Source organism: Blattabacterium cuenoti, from assembly GCF_014252115.1.
GTDB classification, from domain to species: Bacteria; Bacteroidota; Bacteroidia; order Flavobacteriales; family Blattabacteriaceae; genus Blattabacterium; species Blattabacterium cuenoti_AK.
Genome location: NZ_CP059211.1, coordinates 517182 through 538172 on the forward strand (window position 1 = coordinate 517182; position 20991 = coordinate 538172).

A 20991-nucleotide genomic window follows, 5' to 3' on the forward strand; every position below is an offset into this window, starting at 1 on the left:
CAAAAAACAAACTGAGAAAAAAGACTTCAAAAAACAAACTGAGAAAAAAGACTTCAAAAAACAAACTGAGAAAAAAGACTTCAAAAAACAAACTGAGAAAAAAGACTTCAAAAAACAAACTGAGAAAAAAGACTTCAAAAAACAAACTGAGAAAAAAGACTTCAAAAAACAAACTGAGAAAAAAGACTTCAAAAAACAAACTGAGAAAAAAGACTTCAAAAAACAAACTGAGAAAAAAGACTTCAAAAAACAAACTGAGAAAAAAGACTTCAAAAAACAAACTGAGAAAAAAGACTTCAAAAAACAAACTGAGAAAAAAGACTTCAAAAAACAAACTGAGAAAAAAGACTTCAAAAAACAAACTGAGAAAAAAGACTTCAAAAAACAAACTGAGAAAAAAGACTTCAAAAAACAAACTGAGAAAAAAGACTTCAAAAAACAGAATCAAATTTGATGAAAAAAATTGAAATTATTGCCAAAAAAAATCAACAAGAAATTCGCATTGATAAGTTTTTGAGAAAAAATATAGAAAACATGAGTAGAAATCAAATTCAAAAACTTATTTTTTTTGGTAAAGTTATTGTTAATCAACAATATATTGTAAAAAAAAATTATAAAATAAAACCTTTAGATTTTGTAGAAATAGAGAATTCTAGTATTCCTATACTGGATAATTTGGAATACAAAAACATTATTCCAGAAAAAATAAATCTTAATATTCTTTATGAAGATGAAGATATTCTTATCGTTAATAAACCTGCAGGAATGGTTGTTCATCCTGGGTTTGGTAATTATAAAGGAACGTTAATTCATGGATTAAAATATCATTTTCAAAACTCAAACTTAGATGAGTTTGATTTATATAGAAGTGGTTTAGTTCATAGACTAGATAAAGATACATCAGGTTTATTAATTATAGCTAAAAATGAATATTCAAAAAAATATTTATTTCAACAGTTTAACTTAAAAACAATTCAAAGGGAATATAGAGCTTTAATATGGGGAAATTTACTCGAAGAAAAAGGAATTATAACTGGATTTATCGGAAGAGATCCTAAAAATAGAAAAAGAATGACTATTTTTAGAAAAAATGAATCATACAAAGGTAAATATTCTGTTACACATTACAAAGTGCTTGAAAGATTCAAATATTTAACATATATTTCTTGTAATATAAAAACAGGAAAAACACATCAAATAAGAGCTCATTTCAAATATCTAGGACATCCACTATTTCATGACTCTATATATGGAGGAAATAAAATTTTTATGAAAAAAAAATGTTCAAAAAAAAATATAGAATTTTTTAATACTTGTTTAAAAATTTTACCAAGACAAGCCTTACATTCCATATCTCTTTCTTTTATTCATCCAAAAAATGAAAAATTTTATTTTTATTGTCCAATTCCTGAAGATTTTAAAATTGTTCTACAAAAATGTAGAACAGCCTTTAATTAAATAAAGTTCCATGTAAAAGGAGATAAGATATGGAAAAATATATAATTAGTCCAACAACATCTACTAACGTAGCTACAAAAGGAGCTGAAGAACTGGCAGGGTCTCCTCTTAATTTTTTAATTACAAAAGGTAACATTGAACCGCTTAATGTTCCCCATAATACTACTCCTATCAAAGATAAAAAAACCGTAATTCCTACTAAAATCCAATGTGAACCATAATTAAATAAATTGATTTTATGCCAAGCTACCACACGTATAAAACCTGTTAATCCTAGAATACTTCCTAAGAAAAATCCACAAATAATTTCTCTTCGCATCACAATCCACCAATCCTTTATCTTTACCTCTCCTAAAGCCATTGCTTGTATAATTAAACTTGCAGCTTGAGATCCACTGTTTCCACCACTTGAAACAACCAAAGGTATGAACAATGCAAGAACCACAGCTTTTTCTATAACACTTGAAAATTTTTGCATGACTGTTGTAGTTAACATCTCTCCTATAAACAATAAAATTAACCATCCAGCTCTTTTTTTAATAAGCTTGTATAAAGGAACATTTAAATAAGATTCATTTAAAACTTCCATTCCTCCTATTTTTTGAAAATCTTCTCTATAATTTTCATTTAAGACCCGTAAAATATCGTCTACAGTCACTATTCCCAATAAAAAATTCTGATCATCTATAACTGGAAGTGAAATTCTATTACTTATAGAAAATATTTTAGTAGCTTCTTTCTCTGTATCTGTAATGTTTAAAGTTTCATTCTTAGTATAAGATTCATCATTATTAATGAGATCAGATATTTTTGTATTTGGATCTACTAGCAGAATTTCTCGTATTTTCACATCATCTATTAATTTTCCTTCTTGATCTACTATATAAACAATTTCTATAACATCACTATTTTTTATTTCTTTACGAATATAATCCAAAACTTCTTGTACACTCCAGGTTTTTTTAACAGCAAGACAATATGGTATCATTAAACGACCTACACTACTTTTAGGATATCCTAGAGATACTAGGGTTTTATATTTATCTTCTGTATTTAAATATTTTATTAAATCTTTTAAAATATTTCTGGGTAAATTTTCTAAAAAATAATCACGATCATCTACTGATAGGTTACTTAATAATTCCATTTTCTTGATAGAAGACACATTTTTTATAATTTTTTTTTTTATAGAAAAATCTAATTCTTTAAAAATAGAAATTGCCTTACATAATTTTAATAAACTAAATATTTTTACAACATCGTTAGGATTCTGATGGATAATTTTTATTAATCTACTTACAGTTTGACTATTTAGAAATTTATAGTTATTTAAATAATCTTTATCCTCATTAAACATTTTATTTTTTTTTGTAAAAAAGTTTTTTTTTAGTATTTATTCTTGAATAATTCGAACAAACTATATATTATTATTTTTTTCTGTAGAAAAAATTAAAATTACGTAATAAAATCATTGTATTAGTTTAGTCTTAAAAAAAATAAAAATGGAATATAATTTTTGTGAAATAGAAAAACGATGGCAAATATATTGGAAAAAACATAACATATTTCATGTAACAGAAAATGAAAAAAAAAGAAAATATTATATATTGAATATGTTTCCTTATCCTTCTGGAACAGGTCTTCATGTAGGACATTGTTTAGGGTATATAGCTTCAGACGTTTATGCTAGATATAAACGAGTAAAAGGATATAATATTCTAAATCCAATAGGATTTGATTCTTTTGGTCTTCCTGCAGAACAATACGCTATACAAACAGGTAAACATCCTTGTGATACAATTATTGATAATTCACATAGATATCAAAAACAAATGAATAAAATCGGACTTTCTTTTAATTGGGATAGAAAACTATATACTAGTAATCCTCATTATTATCGTTGGACTCAATGGATGTTTATTCATATTTTTAATTCTTGGTATGATAAAGATAATGAACAAGCTAAACCTATAAATCTTTTAATCAGAGAATTTGATAAGAACGGGAATCATTTTATTAACGCAAGTACTACATCAAGTTACAAATTCAATTCAAAAACATGGAAAAAACTAAATTCACTTGAAAAAGAATCTATCCTTTTAGATTACAGACTGGCTTTCTTATCTAAGAATATAGTGAATTGGTGTCCAGATCTAGGAACAGTATTAGCTAATGATGAAATAAAAAATGGAAAAAGTGAAAGAGGAGGATATCCAGTTTATAAAAAAAAAATGTTACAATGGCATATAAGAATCAGTGTTTATGCAGAAAGACTTATAAAAGGGTTAAACCTTATTGATTGTTCTCCTTCTTTAAAAAGAATACAAAAAAATTGGATAGGAAAATCAATAATAACTTCTATTTTATTAAAAATTGTTTATCCTATTGGTAAATTTCACGAAATTGAATTATTTACTACTCATCCAGAAATGATATTTGGAATGACTTTTGTTGTATTATCGCCAGATCATCCACTTGCAGATAAAGTAAGTACTTTTTTTTCAAATCATGAAAGTGTTTTGAAATATATTACTAAAAAATTTTATATAGATAAAAAAACAAAAAATATTTCTGGTATCTTTACAGGAAATTATATTTTCCATCCTTTTATTAAAAATAAAAAAATCCCCATTTACATTAGTAATTTTTTTACTATAGAAAATCAAATTAAATCTATAATGGGAATACCTGGATATGAAGATAAAAGTAAAAAATTTTCCCAAAGGTTTGGTATAGAAATTATAAAAATTTTAGATTTCAACGAAAAGTTCATAAATTCTAATTTTTTAAATGGACTAAATCGTCAAAAAGCAAAAGAAAAAATCATAAAAATTTTAATAAATAATAAAATAGGGTCAATTAAAACTATTTATAATATCCGTGATGCTGTTTTTTCTAGACAAAGATATTGGGGGGAACCAATTCCTATTTATTTCAAAAATAAGATACCCAAAACAATTCCTATTGATAAATTACCAATTATTCTTCCAAAAATAGATAATTTTCATCCTAAAAATGGAAACTCTCCATTATGTAGGGCTTCTAGTTGGGCTTGGGATGAAAAAAATAAAAAGATTGTACCTAATATTCTCATTGATCATAAATATGTATTTCCAATAGAAACTAGTACAATGCCCAGTTGGGCAGGATCAAGTTGGTATTATCTTAGATATATGGATGTAAATAACAATCAATGTTTTCTTGATAAAAAAAAAGAGAATTATTGGAAAAATGTTGATTTATATATTGGTGGATCTGAACATAGTACAGGTCATTTAATTTATGCTAGATTTTGGAACAAATTTTTGTTGGATAGAGGGTGGATAACAACAGAGGAACCTTTTAAAAGGGTATTAAATCAAGGGATGATTTTGAGTTATTCTGCTATTATACTTAAAGTAATAGGAGAAAATATTTTTATGTCTTATGGATTAAAAAATAAAAAACATGCATATTTTTCCTTCCAAGAGATATATGTGGATCTTTCTTTAATCCAAAATAATAATGAACTAAATATTAATCGATTTAAAAAATGGAGACCAGAATTTTATTCTTCTATTTTTATTTTAGAAAAAGGAGTTTTTTTTTGTAAAAGAAAGTTAGAAAAAATGTCAAAGTCAAAATATAATACCATAAATCCTGATGATATTTGTGAAAAATATGGATCAGATATATTTCGTGTTTATGAAATGTTTTTAGGTCCTATTAACCAATCTAAACCTTGGAATGAAGAAAAAATAAATGGGATAAGAAATTTTATAAATAAATTTTGGTGTTTGTTTCATAGAAACAAAACTTTTCAAATAAGTGAAAAAAATCCAACAATTCGAGAATTACAAATTTTACACAGTACTATAAAAAAAATAGAAAGAAAAATGCAATCTTTTTCCTGGAATACTTCTATTAGCTTATTGATGATTATCACCAATCAATTGATTACATTAAAATGTAATAAAAGAAAAATATTGGAACCTTTAGTTAAATTGATAGCTCCATTTGCACCTCATATATCTGAAGAATTATGGCATAAATTGGGGAAGAAAAAATCTATTATTTTTTATAAGTTTCCAGTTTTTAATTCAAAATATATAATAGAAAAAAAAATAACATATCCGGTTATGTTTAATGGAAAATTAAAGTTTTTAGAAACGTTTGATTCTACTATTTCAATAAAAGAAATAAAAAGTAAAATTTTAAATCATCCTAAAACAAAATTTTTTTTGAAAAAAAAGACTTTACAAAAGTTAATTTTAATACCTAAAAAAATAATAAATATCTTATTAAAGTAAATTTTTTCGATACAAAATGAATTTACAATATTTTTATTATACATAAAACGTAGATTTGTGCAATCTATCATTTCTTAATTTATCTTTCGTTCTATAGATAAAAACTTTTTTTATGTCAAAAAATAAAACCAGTGCATATAGTTTTTTTAATTGTATAGAAAAAAATTTTGATAAAGCTACACGATTTATTTCTTCTATTAAGAAAGGTCTTTTAGAACAAATTAAAGCTTGCAATGCTGTGTATCGAATGCATTTTCCTGTGAAAATAGGAAAAGAAATAAAAGTAATTGAAGCCTATAGAGTTCAACACTCTCATCATAAACTTCCTTGCAAAGGAGGAATTCGATATAGCATGAAAGTTAATCAAGATGAAGTTATGACTTTAGCTGCTTTAATGACCTATAAATGTGCTATAGTTGATGTTCCTTTTGGAGGAGCTAAAGGTGGAATAAAAATTGATCCACAAACTATATCATCAGAAAATATAGAAAAAATAACACGCCGTTATACTTCTGAATTGATTAAAAAAAATTTTATTGGACCGGGTATAGATGTTCCCGCTCCTGATTATGGAACTGGAGAAAGAGAGATGAGTTGGATTTTTGATACTTTTTTATCTCTTCGTTCTGGGGATGTAGATGCATTAGCTTGTGTAACTGGAAAACCTGTTTCTCAAGGAGGAGTGAGAGGAAGAAAAGAAGCAACAGGATTAGGAGTATTTTATGGTATAAGAGAATTATGTCATCTTAAAGAAGATATGTCTTCTGTGGGCCTTGATGTTGGATTAGTTGGAAAAAAAATTATCATACAAGGATTAGGAAATGTTGGTTATCATGCAGCTACTTTTTTTCACAAGGCAGGAGCCATTATAATAGCCGTAGCAGAAAGAGAGGGGGCTATATATAACGAAAAAGGATTAAATGTATCCAAAGTTTTTTTACATTTAAAAAATACTGGTTCCATACTAAATTTTCCAGAATCAAAAAATATAAAGAATACAGAAAAGGCTTTAGAATTAGAATGTGATATTTTAATTCCAGCGGCATTAGAAAATGTAATACATGTAAATAATGCAAATTATATTAAAGCTAAAATTATTGGAGAAGCAGCAAATGGACCTATTACCCCTGAAGCTGATGATATATTGGAAAAAAAAGGAGTAATTATTGTTCCTGACATTTACTTAAATGCAGGAGGAGTTACTGTTTCTTATTTTGAATGGTTAAAAAATTTAAGTCATGTACGTTATGGACGTATGGAAAAAAAATTTAGAGAAAATATGAATGCTGGATTATTGCAAGTTATAGAAACGGTTTCCAATAAAAAAATTACAATAGAAGAAAAAAAAAGTATTTTAAGAGGACCAAGAGAAATTGATTTAATACATAGTGGTTTAGAAGACACCATGATTAATGGATTTCATAAAATCCGTGATTTAAAAAAATCATCAAAAATAGACAACATGCGTACAGCAGCATTTGTTCTAGCAATCAATAAAATTATTGATTCTTATGAAAAATTAGGAATTTTTCCATAATATTCTTTTATCCTTTAAAAAAAACGATAAAAACATATCTTTCATGAAGTACAAAAGATCATTATTGAAATTAAGTGGAGAAGCTCTTATGGGGGATAACGAATTTGGACTTCATTCTACTCGTCTTCAACAATACGCAGAAGAAGTAAAAAAAGTCGTAGATATGGGGGCTCAAGTTGCTATAGTTATTGGCGGAGGGAATATCTTTAGAGGATTTCCTAGAATAAAGGAAAAAAAAACTATTAATCGTATTGAAGGAGATTATATGGGAATGTTAGCTACTATTATTAACGGTATAGCTTTTCAATCCTATTTAGAAAATGTAGGAATATGTACCTATATTCAAACAGCTATTAGAATGGATGAAATTGCAGAACCTTTTGGAAAAGATAGAGCAATACGACATTTGGAAAAAGGAAGGGTTGTAATATTTGTAGCTGGATTAGGAAATCCTTATTTTACTACAGATACAGCTGCTGTCTTACGTGCTATTGAGATAAAAGCTGATGTATTATTAAAAGGAACTAGAGTAGATGGAATTTATACAAAAGATCCGGAACAAGATAAATATGCTAAAAAACTTAAAAATATATCTTTTGATATGGCATATAAAATGGGAATTAAAGTTATGGATCAAACTGCTTTCATCTTAGGAAATGAAAACGATTTACCAATTATAATTTTTGATATTAATAGAAAAGGAAATTTTAAAAAAGTGATTTCTGGAGAAAAAATAGGAACTATAGTTTCTAAATAAAAATAAAATAAGATTATGGATGAATTAAATAATATTTTTTCCTCTTGTCAAAGAGATATGGAAAAAATTTTAGAAAAACTGCAAAAAGAAATTCATCATATTAGATTAGGTAGTAAATCTCTATCTTCTTTTTTAAGTAAAATAAAAATAAAATGTTACGAAACTTTCTTTCCACTTATAGAAGTGGCAAATATTTCTATTATAGATAATATGAATATTTCTATTCATCCTTGGGATCGGTCTATTATTTCAAATATAGAAAAAGCTATTATTAATGCTAATCTTGGTTTCACGCCAACTAATAAAGGAGATTACATTCATATTCATTTACCTATAATCACAGAAGAAAGTCGAAAAAATTTGATGAAAAAAATAAAATTACAAATAGAACATGCCAAAATTCTTGTCAGAAGAATAAGAAAGAAAAATAACCAACATATAAGAAAACTTCAAATATCAGAAGATATTTCAAAAATAGGAGAAAACCATATACAAAAAATAACAAGCGAATATATAAAAAAAGTAGAAAATTTATTTCTTAATAAGGAAAAAGAAATATTGAGAATATAAAAATGGTAAGAAAATATTCAATTAAAGAATTACTAAATAAAGGAACATTATTTATAAATAAAAAGGTATTAGTTGAAGGATGGATCCGTTCTTTTCGTTATTCTATTTTTATTATTTTAAATGATGGTTCTACAATTAAAAATATTCAAATTATTTTACCCAAAAAATTGGATAAAAGGATTATAAAAAAAATAACAATTGGTAGTTCTATTAGAGTTATAGGAATAGTCAAAAAAAGTATTGGAACAAAACAATATATTGAACTCCAATCTTTAGATATAACTATATATGAATCAGTAGATTCAAAAATTATTCAAAAATCTATCTTACAACCTAAAAAACATAGTCTAAAAAAACTGAGAGAACAAGCTCATTTACGTTTTCGAACAAATATTTTTGGTTGCATTATGCGAATTCGACATAATATAGCTTTTTGCATACATAAATATTTTCATGAAAATGGTTTTTTTTATCTTCATACTCCAATTATTACAACTTCAAATTGTGAAGGTACCGGAAAAATGTTTCAGATTACAACAATGGATTTGAAAAAAGAACCAATAGATTATGAAAAAGATTTTTTTAAATGTAAAACATATCTAAGCGTATCTGGACAATTAGAAGCGGAAAGCGCTTCTTTAGGACTAGGAAAAGTGTATACTTTCGGCCCTGTATTTAGAGCGGAAAATTCCAATACTTCACGACATTTATCTGAATTTTGGATGATCGAACCAGAAATTGCTTTTTATCATTTAGAAGAAAACATAAATTTGGCTGAAACTTTTCTAAAGTTTATTATCAGATATATAATTGAAAATAGCATGGAAGATTTAGTTTTTTTAAATCAATGTTTGGATAATAAAGGTAATCAAAAGAAAAAAAATTTTCTTTTAGAAAAATTAGAACTCATTTTAAAATTTTCATTCAAGAAGATTAGTTATACAGAAGTTATAAAACTTCTTGATCAAGAAGAAAAGAAAAAAAATATAAAATTTTTACATCCAATTATTTGGGGAATGGATTTACAATCAGAGCATGAACAATATTTGGTAGACAAGTATTTTAAGATTCCTGTAATTGTGTTTGATTATCCTTGTAATATCAAAGCTTTTTACATGCGTATGAATAATGATGGAAAAACTGTTCGAGCTATGGATATTTTATTCCCTGGAATAGGGGAAATCCTTGGAGGATCTCAAAGAGAAGAACGTTATGACATATTGTTACAACGGATGAAAGATACAAATACTGATAAAAATAAACTTTGGTGGTATTTAGATACACGTCGTTTTGGTTCTGTTCCTCATAGTGGATTTGGGTTGGGTTTTGATCGTTTAGTTCAATTTATAACAGGAATGAACAACATTCGTGATGTCATTCCATTCCCAAGAACTCCAAATAATGCAGAATTTTAAAAAATGTTAAAACAAAAACTATCGCAAAAAGGTCAGCATAGACTTTCTCCACAACAAATCAAATTAATGAAATTAGTTCAATTATCCACTTTAGATTTTGAACAAAAAGTTCAACAAGAATTAGAAGAAAATCCAGCCCTGGAATTAGAAGAAGAAATAGAAGAATGTTCAGATTTAAAAAATGACAACAATTTTACAGAAAATCAATCTGTGGATGTGGATATATCTGAAATAGATGAATACTTAAGTGATGATGAAATTGAAGATTTGAAAATCAATAATCAAAATCATAATCATAATAGTATAAAAAAACATATTCCTATTATTTCTGGAATTTCTTTTCAAGAATATTTAAAAAATCAATTACACACATTTCATTTAAGTGAAAAAGATTTATTAATCTCTGATTTTATATTAGGAAATATAGATAACGATGGTTATATTAGAAGAAAAATTACATCCATAGCAGATGATATTTTATTAATACTTGGGATATCCGTTTCTACAAAAAAAATAGAAAGGTTGCTTGTGAATTATATACAAAAATTAGATCCTATAGGTGTAGGATCTAGAAATCTACAAGAATGTTTGCTAATTCAATTAGAGAAAAAAAAAATGACTCAAGAAATTTTTTTATCAAAAAAAATTATACGAGACCATTTTGAATCTTTTGTAAAAAAACATTATCAAAAATTGCAAAAAAAATTAGGAATAAAAAAAAAAAATCTACGACAAGTTATTGATCAAATAAAAAAATTAAACCCTAAACCAGGAAAAATTTATTCTGATAATACTAAAAATTTGGATCATATTATTCCGGATTTTAATATTTTCATTTTAGATGAAAAATTAGAACTTTCTCTCAATCAAAGAAATATTCCGGAACTAAGAGTATCACCCTTATATTTAGATATGTTAAAATCTTGTAAATCAGATAAGTATATAAAAAAAAATGAAGATACCATTATATTTTTGAAACAAAAAATAGATTCAGCAAAATGGTTTGTAGATGCAATTAAACAACGTCAGAATACATTAATGTTAACAATGAATGCTATTATGGATTATCAAAAAGAATATTTCTTAACTGGAGATCCAGTTAAAATAAAACCTATGATTTTAAAAAATATCTCTCAAAAAATTGGAGTAGGAATTTCTACGGTTTCACGTGTAGCTAACAGCAAATATGTTAACACACCATATGGTACTTTTTTAATAAAAAGTTTTTTTTCTGAAAAAATGATTAATCAAGAAGGAAAAGAGATCTCCTCTATTGAAATCAAAAAATTCCTAGTCGAATCAATATCTAAAGAAAATAAAAAAAAACCTTTTACTGATGAAAAATTATCCCAAATACTTAAAAAAAGAGGTTACTTAGTAGCTAGAAGAACTATTGCTAAATATAGAAATCAAATGCATATTCCTGTTGCAAGAATGCGAAAAAATTTATAATTCATCTTTTATAACCACAGTTTTCCAATTAGAAAATTCTTTTATAGATAATACTGATAATTCTCTACCATATCCTGATTTTTTAATTCCTCCAAAAGGAAAACGTACATCTGATTTTACAATTTCATTAATAAAAACCATTCCCGTATCTATTTCTTTTGAAATTTTTTCTGCTTTTTCTAAATCTTTTGTCCAAATGGAAACTCCAAGTCCGTATGGAGTATTATTAACAATATCAGGAATAATTTTTTCTTGAGAAAAAGAAAAAATTATTCCTATTGGGCCAAATATTTCTTCTTTTTTCACTACGCAATTATTATTTTCTACTTTTAATAAGGAAGGAGAAAAAAAATTACCATCTTTCATCATTTCTAAACATATTTTTCCTCCATTTAATATAATATTTTTATATTGCTGATGTAATTTAGCAGATAAATCATAACGTGAAACATAGCCTATTTTAGTTGATTCGTCATATAAATTTCCTCTATGATATGTTTTCATTTCTTGTATAACTGCATCTACAAAATCATCTATAATAATTTTATCCACAATAAATCTTTTTGCAGAAATACATGTTTGCCCTGTATTATTTAATCTAGATTCTGTAGCTAATTTTGCTATTTTTTTTACATCTCTTACATCTTTCATAACTACAAAAGCGTCATTTCCTCCCAATTCTAAAACAGATTTTTTAATATATTTTCCAGATAATGATCCTACTATACTTCCAGATAAAGCACTTCCTGTAAAAGTAACTCCTCGTATTGTGGGATGAGCAATAACAGATTCTATCTGATTAAAGTTTATTAATAAAATTTGAAAAATCCCTTTAGGAAAACCTGATTCTAGAAATATTTTTTCTAAAATAAGAGAACAACCTGTTGTATTAAGAGCTGGTTTGATTAAAATTACATTCCCTAATAACAGATTAGGGATTGTAGATCTGATTGTTTGCCATATAGGATAATTCCAAGGTACAATCCCTAATATAGGACCCATAGATTCAAATTTTACATAAGAAATTTTATATTCAGTATCAATTTTTTTTAAAAAAATAGATTCTTTTAATTCGCAATAATATTCGCATAAATTGATACTTTTATTGACTTCTAAATAAGATTGAGTAATGGGTTTTCCCATTTCTTGGGTTATGGAATAAGCTATAATATCTATAGATTTTTGTATAGAAGAATAAAATTTTGTTAAACATTCGATTTTAGATTCGAAGGAATAATTTTTCCATTTTTTATATGCATTTTTAGCTTGATATAATTTAATATCAATATTTTTGTCAGATAAATAATAATAAGTTTTTATTATATTATTATTTACAGGATTAATAGTTTGAAACATCTCATTTTTTTTAAATTCTGTCATTCAAGCTAACAGAAATTTTTGAATTGAAAGCTACAGCATAAAATTTTATTTTTTTCAAAAATAAAAGCATTCCATTAGCTCTAATAGGAGACAAAAATGTTTGAAATCCTATCTCATAAATAAAATTAGCATGAGAAGAAATTATTTCATAAGGAAATAAACCTGAATATACTTGAATCATAAGAGCAGCCATTCCTTTAGGAAGTAAGGCATCGCTATCCGCTTCGAAAAAAATACGAAATCCATTAAGTTTAGCCTCTAACCAAACTTCAGACTGACACCCATGAATCAATTTATCTTCAGATCTAAATTTAGGAGATTTTTTAGATAATTTTTTTCCTAAATCTATTAGATACTCGTATTTTTCTTCCCAACTTTTAAAGAATTGAAATTCCTTTTTTATTATTTCTTCTTTTTTATGCAAAGTCATTTCCAAATTTTTATCACAAAAATATACACTTTTCTTTTTTTTTTATTTTTCTTGATCTTTTATACATAAAAAAGAGAAACCTCTATGAAGGATTAATTAATTTCAATCTAGCCATTTTTGCTGCTTTTGTCATGTTAGTAAGCGACATTAATACCTCTTCCCATTTTCTAGTTTTTAATCCACAATCTGGATTAATCCAAATATTTTTTATAGGTAATTTTCTTGAAGCTTTTTTTATTAAATCAAACATCTCTTCTACAGAAGGAATTCTGGGAGAATGGATATCATATACTCCTGGTCCTATTTCATTTGGATAAGAAAAAATTGAAAAAGCTTCTAATAATTCCATTCTAGATCTAGAAGTTTCCATAGTGATAACATCTGCATCCAGATCTGCAATCTGTTCAAATATATCATTAAATTCACTATAACACATATGTGTATGTATTTGGGTTTCATCTTTTACTCCATATGAAGAAAGACGAAAAGCCTTAATAGACCAATTAAAGTAAGATTTCCAATTCTTTTTTTTCAAAGGTAGTCCTTCTCTTATAGCAGGTTCATCAATTTGAATAATTTGAATTCCAGACTTTTCTAAGGATAAAACTTCTTCTCGTATTGCCAAAGCTACTTGATAAGCAGTATGAAAAATGGGTTGATCATCTCTTACAAAAGACCATTGTAAAATGGTTACAGGACCTGTAAGCATTCCTTTCACAAATTTTTTTGTTTTCGATTGTGCAAAGCATATCCATTCAACAGTCATATCCCCACTAATACGATCAACATCTCCATAAATAACAGGAGGTTTAACACAACGGCTTCCATAACTTTGAACCCATCCATTTTCAGTAGAAAGAACTCCTTTTAATTTATCGGAAAAATATTCAACCATATCAGTTCTTTCAAATTCTCCATGAACTAATACATCTAAATCTATTTTTTCTTGCTTTTTTATAACATCTACAATAAGATTTTTAATTTTTTTATTATATTCATCCTGACTCAATTCTTTTTTTCGCAATTTATTTCGAAAACTCCGTATTTCTTTTGTTTGAGGAAACGATCCTATAGTAGTAGTCGGAAATAAAGGAAAATTAAACTTTTTTTTCTGTTTATTTTGTCTAATACGAAAATGATTTTTTCTTTTGATATCTTGATCTATTATTCTTATAACTTTCTCCTTTATTCTTTTGTTATGAAAAATAGAGGATGATTTTTTTATTAAAGAAGAATTTTTAAGTAAAATACTTTTGTCTCCTTTTAAAATCTTTTCCAAATCATTTAATTCATCAATTTTTTGTCTAGCAAAAGACATTCTATTTTTGATATCCATATGAATAGATTTCTCATGTCTTATGTCTATAGGAACATGCAAAAGAGAACAATTAGGAGCTATCATAATTCTATCTTCCCCTAGATATTCTATTGATTTCTTAATCTTTTGAATAGAATTTTCATAATTATTTTTCCATATATTCCTTCCATCAATAAGTCCCAAAGATAAAATCATTTCTGACTCTCTTGAAAAAAAATTAAGCAATTTTTCCAATTGATTTGGGTCTTCTACTAAATCTATATGTAAAGCCTGTATAGATATATCTTTTAAAAGACATATATTTTCTGATATACCATCAAAATAAGATGTTATCATAATATTGATTCCAGAACAAAATTTAGATATTTTTTTATAAGCAGCTTTAAAAGCATTTTTTTCTTTTTCAGACATATCCAAAACTAAAATCGGTTCATCTAATTGAATCCAATGAACTCCTTGATCTTTTAATTTTTTGATAATTTTTATATAAATAGAAGTAAGATCCTCTATTAAATCCATTTTATGAAAAGATTTTTCTTTTTCTTTTCCCAAAAATAAATAAGATACAGGTCCGATTAATACAGGTTTTATCTTTTTTTTTGATTTTAATACTTTTTTTGATTCTTTTAATTCATCAAAAATTTTGTTCGAGAAAATAGAAAATTTTTGATTTTTATCGAATTCTGGAACAATATAGTGATAATTAGTATTAAACCATTTAGTCATTTCCATTGCTCGAATATCCCATTCATTTTTTTGAAATCCTCTAGCCATAGAAAAATATAGATCAATATTATTATTATCATGAGTGATTGGAATAGAAAGATAAGAATTTGAGATAACCCCTAATAATAAGGACATATCTAAAACATGATCATAAAAACTAAAATCATTACATGGAATCAAATCTAAATTTGCTTTCTCTTGCATGTTCCAATTTTCTTCTCTTATTTTTTTTCCTACTTCAAACAAAACATTAGAATCAATCTTATTTGACCAATAAGCTTCACAAGCTTTTTTTAATTCTCTTCGTATTCCTATGCGGGGATATCCTAAATTGTGTTTCAACATAATTATTTAAATAAAATATATGATAAAGAAAAATTAACTAAATATCCAATAATTGATATAAATATTCTAAAATTTTTTTTTCTATTATAGAAAAAATTACATTTCTTCTACTCATCATGATCTCAGCAGTTTCACAAACTTGATTGAAAGGAATTTTTTTTTTTCTTTGAATTCCTCCCAAAAAAAAAGAGGGAATGTATCTGGAAGGAAACCCATATCCAAAAATACTATCACTCACACCCACGATGGTAGCTGTATTAAATTGAGTATTTATTGCTGATTTAGAATGATCTCCCATTATTATACCAAAAAATTGTAGATTGGTTTGGAAAAAATCTTTTTTTTCATAATTCCAAACTTTTACTTTTTTATAATCATTTCTTAAATTGGAAACATTGGTTCCGGCTCCTAAATTACACCATTCTCCTAATATGGAATTTCCTAAAAAACCATCGTGAACCTTATTAGAATAAGAGAAAATTACAGAATTAAAAATTTCTCCTCCTACTTTACAAAAAGTAGCAATTGTTGTCCCACCATATATTTTTGATCCTATATTCAATGTTGTGTATTTTCCAATTGATACTGGACCTATAATTACAGAGCCTTCCATAATATTCACTCCTTTTTCAATATATATAGGACCATATTCAGCATTTAATACGACATTATTTGCTTTTATATCTTCTTCCAAAAAAATTTTATCCTTACAAATAACGTGATTCTTTCCCAAAAGAGAAAAAGACTTTTTTCCTTTTGTGAAAAACACAAAATCTTTTTTTAACACAATTTCATTATTTATAAATATATCCCATGGATACTGAATATGAATTACTCGTTTTACATGATACGTTTTTTTACATTTTTTTAAAGACAAAGAAATAATATCTTCTTTTTCTAAAAAAAAATTCTTTTTGATAGCAATCATTTTTTCTTCAAAAAAAATAGTTTCATTTTCTTTTAAAGAAAAAAGAATTTGAATTAACTCTTCATTAGGAAGAAATGAGGAATTAATCAATAATACATTCATAAAGAATGAAGATTTTTTTTTTGAATATTTTTCTGAAAGAAATGGTTGTGTAATGATATTATGTACATTTTTTCCTATATATCTTTCCCATCTTTCTTTTATTGTAAATAAACCCAATCTAATTTCTGATACAGGTCTAGTAAGTGTTATAGGAAATAATTTTTTCCATTCTATTCCATCATATAATATAAAATTCATATGGATATATTTCTACAATTTTTTATATTTTTCGTATTTTTTCTTGAATTTTTCAGCTGGACCTGTTTTTCCTAAAAATCTTTTTTCTCCGGTAAAAAATGGATGTGAATAACTAGATATTTCCATTTTGTATAATGGATAATCACTTCCATTTATATGAATAAAGTCTTTTGTTTTAACTGTTGATTTACAAATAATCATTTTTTCATTATTTATATCTTTAAAAACAACAAGTCTATAATTTTCTGGATGTGTTTTTTTTTTCATATTTTTTTTTTTTAGGAAAACGATAAATCATTCCATTAATATTCATCCCCGCACCCAAAGAAGCCATAAGAATTGTATCTCCAGGATTAATTTTATGATGAGGAATTTTTCCTTTAAGTATTAAATCTAATAAAGTAGGAACAGTAGCTACAGAAGAATTTCCAAATTTTTGTATTGTCATAGGCATAATTTTAGATAAAAATTCCTTATTTAAAGATGTATAATTATATAATTTCAATAATCTTTTTAAAATAGCATAATCCATTTTAGCATTAGCTTGATGAATAAGTATTTTATTAATATCCTTAAGATGTAAATTAGCATGATCAAGTATACTTCTTAACATATTTGGAACTTCAGTTAATGCATATTCATAAATTCTTCTTCCATTCATTCTAATATTAAGTAAAGATTTTTTATAATTGGGGTTTAAAGAAGGTCCATTAGTTAAATAATACAACTTTTCATTATTCTCACATTGAGTATCATAGTGAATGATACCATGTTTTTCATCTTCTAAATATTCTATAGCAGATAATACGGCAGCTCCTGCACCATCAGAAAAAATCATTGCATCTCTATCATAGGGATCTATAACTTTAGATAAAGTTTCAGAACTAGTAATCAATATATTTTTAGCATATCTAGCTCGTAAAAGCTGATCCGCGAGAATCATACCTTCTATCCATCCTGTACAACCAAAAATCATATCATATGGTCTACATTTTTTATTTTTTATCTGAAGTTTATTTTTTATTTTAGCAGATATAGAAGGCATAAAATCAGATTGATAAGAAATAGGATGAATATCTCCATAATTATGAGCCGATATAATATAATCTATTTTTTCTTTGTAAATTTTAGAGTTTATCAAGGCTCTTTCTGCTGCAACAGCAGCAATATCAGAGTTAAATAATCCTTTATCTATATATCTTCTTTCTTTTATTTCTGTTATTTCTTGAAATTTATTAATAATTTCTTCATTAGATTTTTTTATTTTTAATCCTTTATTATCGTAAAATGTTTGTCTCAAAAAATGATTTTTTTTTATAATCTTTTTAGGTAAATAATGTCCTGTTCCTGTAATGATTGATCGAATCATTTTTCTAATAGATAAAAGTTTAGTGATTTCAAAGTAAAGAAAATAACAATTTTTAAATAATTAAAAAATCATTTTTTTTATTCATATTCTTTAATTTTAAGAAGTAAATTCAAATATTATGAAAAAATATGATCCTTCTTCAAAAGAAGATAAGTTGAAACATATGTTCAATCACATTGCTTATAAATACGATATGATAAATCATATATTGTCTTTTGGCCTGGATCCTGTTTGGAGAAAAACAACAATTCATTTATTATATAAATTTAGTGAAATAAAAATTAAAAATATATTAGATTTAGCTACTGGTACTGGAGATTTAGCTGTTTTATTAGCTAATCAATTCAAACACGCTTATATTGTAGGATTGGATCCATCTAATAAGATGTTAGAAATAGCGGAAAAAAAAATAAAAAATCACTCTTTTGGAAAAAGAGTGAAAATCATTCAAGGATATTCACAAAATATACCGTTTCAAAACGAGACTTTTGATATAGTTACTATTGCTTTTGGAATAAGAAATTTTCAATACATACATCATTCTATTAGAGAAATATACAGAATTTTAAAACCTTCAGGAATTTTAGCAATTTTAGAATTTTCTAAACCCTCCAATTTTTGGATCAAAAAAATTTATTATTTTTACTTACGTTTTGTAGAAAAAATCGGAAATTTTATTTCTAAAAACCATTTTTCCTACAATTATTTAAAAGAATCTATACTATCCTTCTACTATTGTAATAAAAAAATGAATAAACTTTTAAAATACCATAATTTCAATCCTGTTCATACAGAAAGATTAACTTTTGAAGTTGTTTCTATTTACTTAGTAAAAAAATAAATGATTAAATTTCATTAATATATCTTGTAAATAACTAAAATATTTTTGCATAATGATAATAAAGTATTTATCTGGATATTTTACACCTTCTTTTCTTAAAAGAAGAATTAAAAACATAGAATTTTTTATACGTTATCCAATAGAAATACAAAATAAATTAATGAATCAACTAATTCTGTATGCAAGAAATACCGAATATGGAAAAAAATATGGATTTTGTGATATCAAAAAATATAAACTCTTTTCCGAAAGAGTTCCTATATGTAAATATTCTGATATAAAACATTTTGTAGAAAGAATTCGTAAAGGTGAAAAAAATATATTATGGCCAGGAAAAGTAAAATGGTTTGCTAGATCATCTGGAACTGCTAATGCAAAAAGCAAATATATTCCTGTTACTAAATCGGCTATGAATACATGTCATTATAAAGCAGGAAAAGACATGTTATCTATTTATATTCATAATCATCCTAAAACAAAAATTTTTTTAGGAAAAGCTGTTCGTTTAGGAGGTAGTTATGAATTACATAGAATATATAATACATTTTATGGTGATTTATCTTCTATTTTAATTCAAAACATGCCTTTTTGGATTGAGAATATTTGTGTACCCAGAAAAAAAATAGCTCTAATGAGTGAATGGGAAAAAAAATTAGAAAGTATAGTAAAAGAAACAGGACCCCAAGATGTTAGAATTTTATTAGGTGTTTGTTCTTGGATGCTTATTTTTTTAAGAAAATTATTAAAAGAATTTGACAAAAAAAAAATTGACGAAATATGGCCTAATGTAGAAGTAATATTTCATGGAGGAGTGAATATAAGACCTTATATTTATCAATATCAAGAATTATTTGATAAATCCATAAATTATTATGATGTTTACAGTGCATCAGAAGGTTTTTTTGCTATACAAGATCAAAAGAACGTTAAAGATCTTTTATTATTATTAAATCATGGTATATTTTATGAATTTATTCCTATAGAAGAAATAAATAATGCGTATCCTAAAATATTTTCTATTGAAAAAGTAGAATTAAATAAAAATTACGCTCTTGTTATTTCTACTAATGCAGGATTATGGAGATATATAATTGGAGATACTGTTAAGTTTACTAGTTTATCTCCATATCGAATTTCCATTTCAGGAAGAACCACTCATTATATTAATTCTTTCGGAGAAGAATTAATTGTTGAAAATGCAGAAAAAGCTTTGAATAAAACTTGTATGAAAACAAATTCTATTATTCATGAATATACAGCAGGTCCTATATTTATGAATCAAAAAAACTCCGGATCCCATGAATGGATTATAGAATTTGAAAAACGTCCTAATAACTTAAGTGAGTTTAGTAATATTTTAGATAATGAACTAAAATCCTTGAATTCAGATTATGAAATTAAACGATATAAAAATATCGTTTTAGGTCCTCCTGTTATATATGCAGCTAGAAATGGTTTATTTTATAATTGGTTAAAAAAACATAAAAAATTAGGAGGACAAAATAAAATTCCTCGTTTATACAATAATAGAAAATATATTGATTCAATCTTAGAAATGGAAAAAAAATAGAGATTAATTTCAAAAAAATATTTTTAACTTTAAATATGGAAAAAAAAGAAATATTTAAAACTTATGGAACATCTGCATACGACACAGGTTCTTCTAAAGCTCAAATTGCTTTGTTTACTTATCGTATCAATCATTTAAATAACCATTTAAAAAATAATAAAAAGGATTTTAATACAGAAAGAGCTTTAGTAAAAATGGTAGGGAAAAGAAAAAAATTGCTAAAATATATAGAAAAACATGATATTAACAATTACAAAAAAATAATTAAACATTTAGGATTAAGAAAGTAATAATATAATTTCTATA

18 protein-coding genes are annotated in these 20991 nt (G+C 25.4%); 11 read left to right on the forward strand and 7 right to left on the reverse strand.

The annotated features are described in order from the left end of the window. Both H0H44_RS02540 and H0H44_RS02545 read left to right on the forward strand, forming a co-directional pair. Nucleotides 1-454: hypothetical protein (locus H0H44_RS02540; protein WP_185871561.1), on the forward strand; the 454-nt coding region annotated here is incomplete at its 5' end. Then, a complete protein-coding gene (locus tag H0H44_RS02545) occupies nucleotides 454-1458 on the forward strand; it encodes an RluA family pseudouridine synthase (protein WP_185871562.1) in 1005 nt (334 codons plus the stop codon). The genes H0H44_RS02540 and H0H44_RS02545, both read left to right, overlap by 1 nt. Here the strand turns inward: H0H44_RS02545 and mgtE are convergent. Beyond that, nucleotides 1451-2815 (reverse strand): magnesium transporter, encoded by a 1365-nt coding sequence (gene mgtE, locus H0H44_RS02550; RefSeq protein ID WP_185871563.1) that lies wholly within the window; start codon nucleotides 2813-2815, stop codon nucleotides 1451-1453. The genes H0H44_RS02545 and mgtE overlap by 8 nt on opposite strands. A 145-nt stretch (nucleotides 2816-2960) precedes the next feature. Between mgtE and H0H44_RS02555 the strand changes: the two genes are divergently transcribed. The 6 genes from H0H44_RS02555 (at nucleotide 2961) to rpoN (ending at nucleotide 11478) form a co-directional block, all read left to right on the forward strand. Further along, on the forward strand, nucleotides 2961-5747 hold the full coding sequence (locus H0H44_RS02555) for a class I tRNA ligase family protein (RefSeq protein ID WP_185871564.1): 2787 nt from the start codon (nucleotides 2961-2963) through the stop codon (nucleotides 5745-5747). A gap of 112 nt (nucleotides 5748-5859) precedes the next feature. Continuing rightward, entirely contained in the window at nucleotides 5860-7284 is a 1425-nt protein-coding gene (locus H0H44_RS02560; protein ID WP_185871565.1) for a Glu/Leu/Phe/Val family dehydrogenase, read from the forward strand. A 43-nt stretch (nucleotides 7285-7327) separates the two neighbouring features. Then, nucleotides 7328-8041, forward strand: a complete 714-nt coding sequence (gene pyrH / locus H0H44_RS02565) for a UMP kinase (RefSeq protein WP_185871566.1) — start codon at nucleotides 7328-7330, stop codon at nucleotides 8039-8041. Nucleotides 8042-8056: 15 nt separating this feature from the next. Further along, nucleotides 8057-8611: a ribosome recycling factor gene (frr, locus tag H0H44_RS02570; RefSeq protein ID WP_185871567.1), complete on the forward strand. Its 555-nt coding sequence runs from the start codon at nucleotides 8057-8059 to the stop codon at nucleotides 8609-8611. A gap of 2 nt (nucleotides 8612-8613) precedes the next feature. Further along, nucleotides 8614-10026, forward strand: a complete 1413-nt coding sequence (asnS, locus tag H0H44_RS02575; RefSeq protein ID WP_185871568.1) for an asparagine--tRNA ligase — start codon at nucleotides 8614-8616, stop codon at nucleotides 10024-10026. A gap of 3 nt (nucleotides 10027-10029) precedes the next feature. Then, the gene (gene rpoN, locus H0H44_RS02580; RefSeq protein ID WP_185871569.1) at nucleotides 10030-11478 is read left to right on the forward strand and encodes an RNA polymerase factor sigma-54; all 1449 of its coding nucleotides are present in this window, start codon (nucleotides 10030-10032) and stop codon (nucleotides 11476-11478) included. Here rpoN and H0H44_RS02585 read toward each other — a convergent pair. The 6 genes from H0H44_RS02585 to H0H44_RS02610 form a co-directional block, all read right to left on the reverse strand. Continuing rightward, nucleotides 11473-12858, reverse strand: a complete 1386-nt coding sequence (locus H0H44_RS02585; protein ID WP_238786124.1) for an aldehyde dehydrogenase family protein — start codon at nucleotides 12856-12858, stop codon at nucleotides 11473-11475. The genes rpoN and H0H44_RS02585 overlap by 6 nt on opposite strands. After that, a complete protein-coding gene (locus H0H44_RS02590) occupies nucleotides 12845-13288 on the reverse strand; it encodes a SufE family protein (protein ID WP_185871950.1) in 444 nt (147 codons plus the stop codon). Before H0H44_RS02590 ends, H0H44_RS02585 begins: the two co-directional genes overlap by 14 nt. Nucleotides 13289-13370: 82 nt before the next feature. Next, on the reverse strand, nucleotides 13371-15677 hold the full coding sequence (gene metE / locus H0H44_RS02595) for a 5-methyltetrahydropteroyltriglutamate--homocysteine S-methyltransferase (protein WP_185871570.1): 2307 nt from the start codon (nucleotides 15675-15677) through the stop codon (nucleotides 13371-13373). A gap of 37 nt (nucleotides 15678-15714) precedes the next feature. Next, complete coding sequence (locus H0H44_RS02600) at nucleotides 15715-16905, reverse strand: putative sugar nucleotidyl transferase (RefSeq protein WP_185871571.1); 1191 nt, start codon at nucleotides 16903-16905, stop codon at nucleotides 15715-15717. Between the two features lie 12 nt (nucleotides 16906-16917). Then, nucleotides 16918-17172, reverse strand: coding sequence for a type B 50S ribosomal protein L31 (locus H0H44_RS02605; protein ID WP_185871572.1), 255 nt, complete (start codon nucleotides 17170-17172; stop codon nucleotides 16918-16920). After that, complete coding sequence (locus H0H44_RS02610) at nucleotides 17141-18274, reverse strand: 3-oxoacyl-ACP synthase III family protein (RefSeq protein ID WP_185871573.1); 1134 nt, start codon at nucleotides 18272-18274, stop codon at nucleotides 17141-17143. Before H0H44_RS02610 ends, H0H44_RS02605 begins: the two co-directional genes overlap by 32 nt. 118 nt (nucleotides 18275-18392) lie before the next feature. On the opposite strand from H0H44_RS02610, the gene ubiE reads away from it, so the two are divergent. Genes ubiE through rpsO form a run of 3 tightly spaced genes read left to right on the forward strand, consistent with a single transcriptional unit; the run spans nucleotide 18393 to nucleotide 20975 of the window. Continuing rightward, the gene (gene ubiE / locus H0H44_RS02615; protein WP_185871574.1) at nucleotides 18393-19115 is read left to right on the forward strand and encodes a bifunctional demethylmenaquinone methyltransferase/2-methoxy-6-polyprenyl-1,4-benzoquinol methylase UbiE; all 723 of its coding nucleotides are present in this window, start codon (nucleotides 18393-18395) and stop codon (nucleotides 19113-19115) included. Between the two features lie 52 nt (nucleotides 19116-19167). Then, complete coding sequence (locus H0H44_RS02620; protein ID WP_238786125.1) at nucleotides 19168-20685, forward strand: GH3 auxin-responsive promoter family protein; 1518 nt, start codon at nucleotides 19168-19170, stop codon at nucleotides 20683-20685. Nucleotides 20686-20720: 35 nt separating this feature from the next. Further along, complete coding sequence (rpsO, locus tag H0H44_RS02625; protein WP_185871575.1) at nucleotides 20721-20975, forward strand: 30S ribosomal protein S15; 255 nt, start codon at nucleotides 20721-20723, stop codon at nucleotides 20973-20975. Nucleotides 20976-20991 lie beyond the last annotated feature (16 nt).

Excerpts from the sequence above, each read along its gene's own strand:
- asnS (WP_185871568.1), top strand. The coding sequence starts at position 8,614 with ATGGTAAGAAAATATTCAATTAAAGAATTACTAAATAAAGGAACATTA.
- H0H44_RS02555 (WP_185871564.1), top strand. The coding sequence starts at position 2,961 with ATGGAATATAATTTTTGTGAAATAGAAAAACGATGGCAAATATATTGG.
- rpoN (WP_185871569.1), top strand. The coding sequence starts at position 10,030 with ATGTTAAAACAAAAACTATCGCAAAAAGGTCAGCATAGACTTTCTCCA.
- H0H44_RS02585 (WP_238786124.1), bottom strand. The coding sequence starts at position 12,858 with ATGACAGAATTTAAAAAAAATGAGATGTTTCAAACTATTAATCCTGTA.
- rpsO (WP_185871575.1), top strand. The coding sequence starts at position 20,721 with ATGGAAAAAAAAGAAATATTTAAAACTTATGGAACATCTGCATACGAC.
- H0H44_RS02545 (WP_185871562.1), top strand. The coding sequence starts at position 454 with ATGAAAAAAATTGAAATTATTGCCAAAAAAAATCAACAAGAAATTCGC.
- mgtE (WP_185871563.1), bottom strand. The coding sequence starts at position 2,815 with ATGTTTAATGAGGATAAAGATTATTTAAATAACTATAAATTTCTAAAT.
- metE (WP_185871570.1), bottom strand. The coding sequence starts at position 15,677 with ATGTTGAAACACAATTTAGGATATCCCCGCATAGGAATACGAAGAGAA.
- H0H44_RS02620 (WP_238786125.1), top strand. The coding sequence starts at position 19,168 with ATGATAATAAAGTATTTATCTGGATATTTTACACCTTCTTTTCTTAAA.
- H0H44_RS02610 (WP_185871573.1), bottom strand. The coding sequence starts at position 18,274 with ATGATTCGATCAATCATTACAGGAACAGGACATTATTTACCTAAAAAG.
- H0H44_RS02560 (WP_185871565.1), top strand. The coding sequence starts at position 5,860 with ATGTCAAAAAATAAAACCAGTGCATATAGTTTTTTTAATTGTATAGAA.
- pyrH (WP_185871566.1), top strand. The coding sequence starts at position 7,328 with ATGAAGTACAAAAGATCATTATTGAAATTAAGTGGAGAAGCTCTTATG.
- H0H44_RS02590 (WP_185871950.1), bottom strand. The coding sequence starts at position 13,288 with ATGACTTTGCATAAAAAAGAAGAAATAATAAAAAAGGAATTTCAATTC.
- frr (WP_185871567.1), top strand. The coding sequence starts at position 8,057 with ATGGATGAATTAAATAATATTTTTTCCTCTTGTCAAAGAGATATGGAA.
- ubiE (WP_185871574.1), top strand. The coding sequence starts at position 18,393 with ATGAAAAAATATGATCCTTCTTCAAAAGAAGATAAGTTGAAACATATG.
- H0H44_RS02600 (WP_185871571.1), bottom strand. The coding sequence starts at position 16,905 with ATGAATTTTATATTATATGATGGAATAGAATGGAAAAAATTATTTCCT.
- H0H44_RS02605 (WP_185871572.1), bottom strand. The coding sequence starts at position 17,172 with ATGAAAAAAAAAACACATCCAGAAAATTATAGACTTGTTGTTTTTAAA.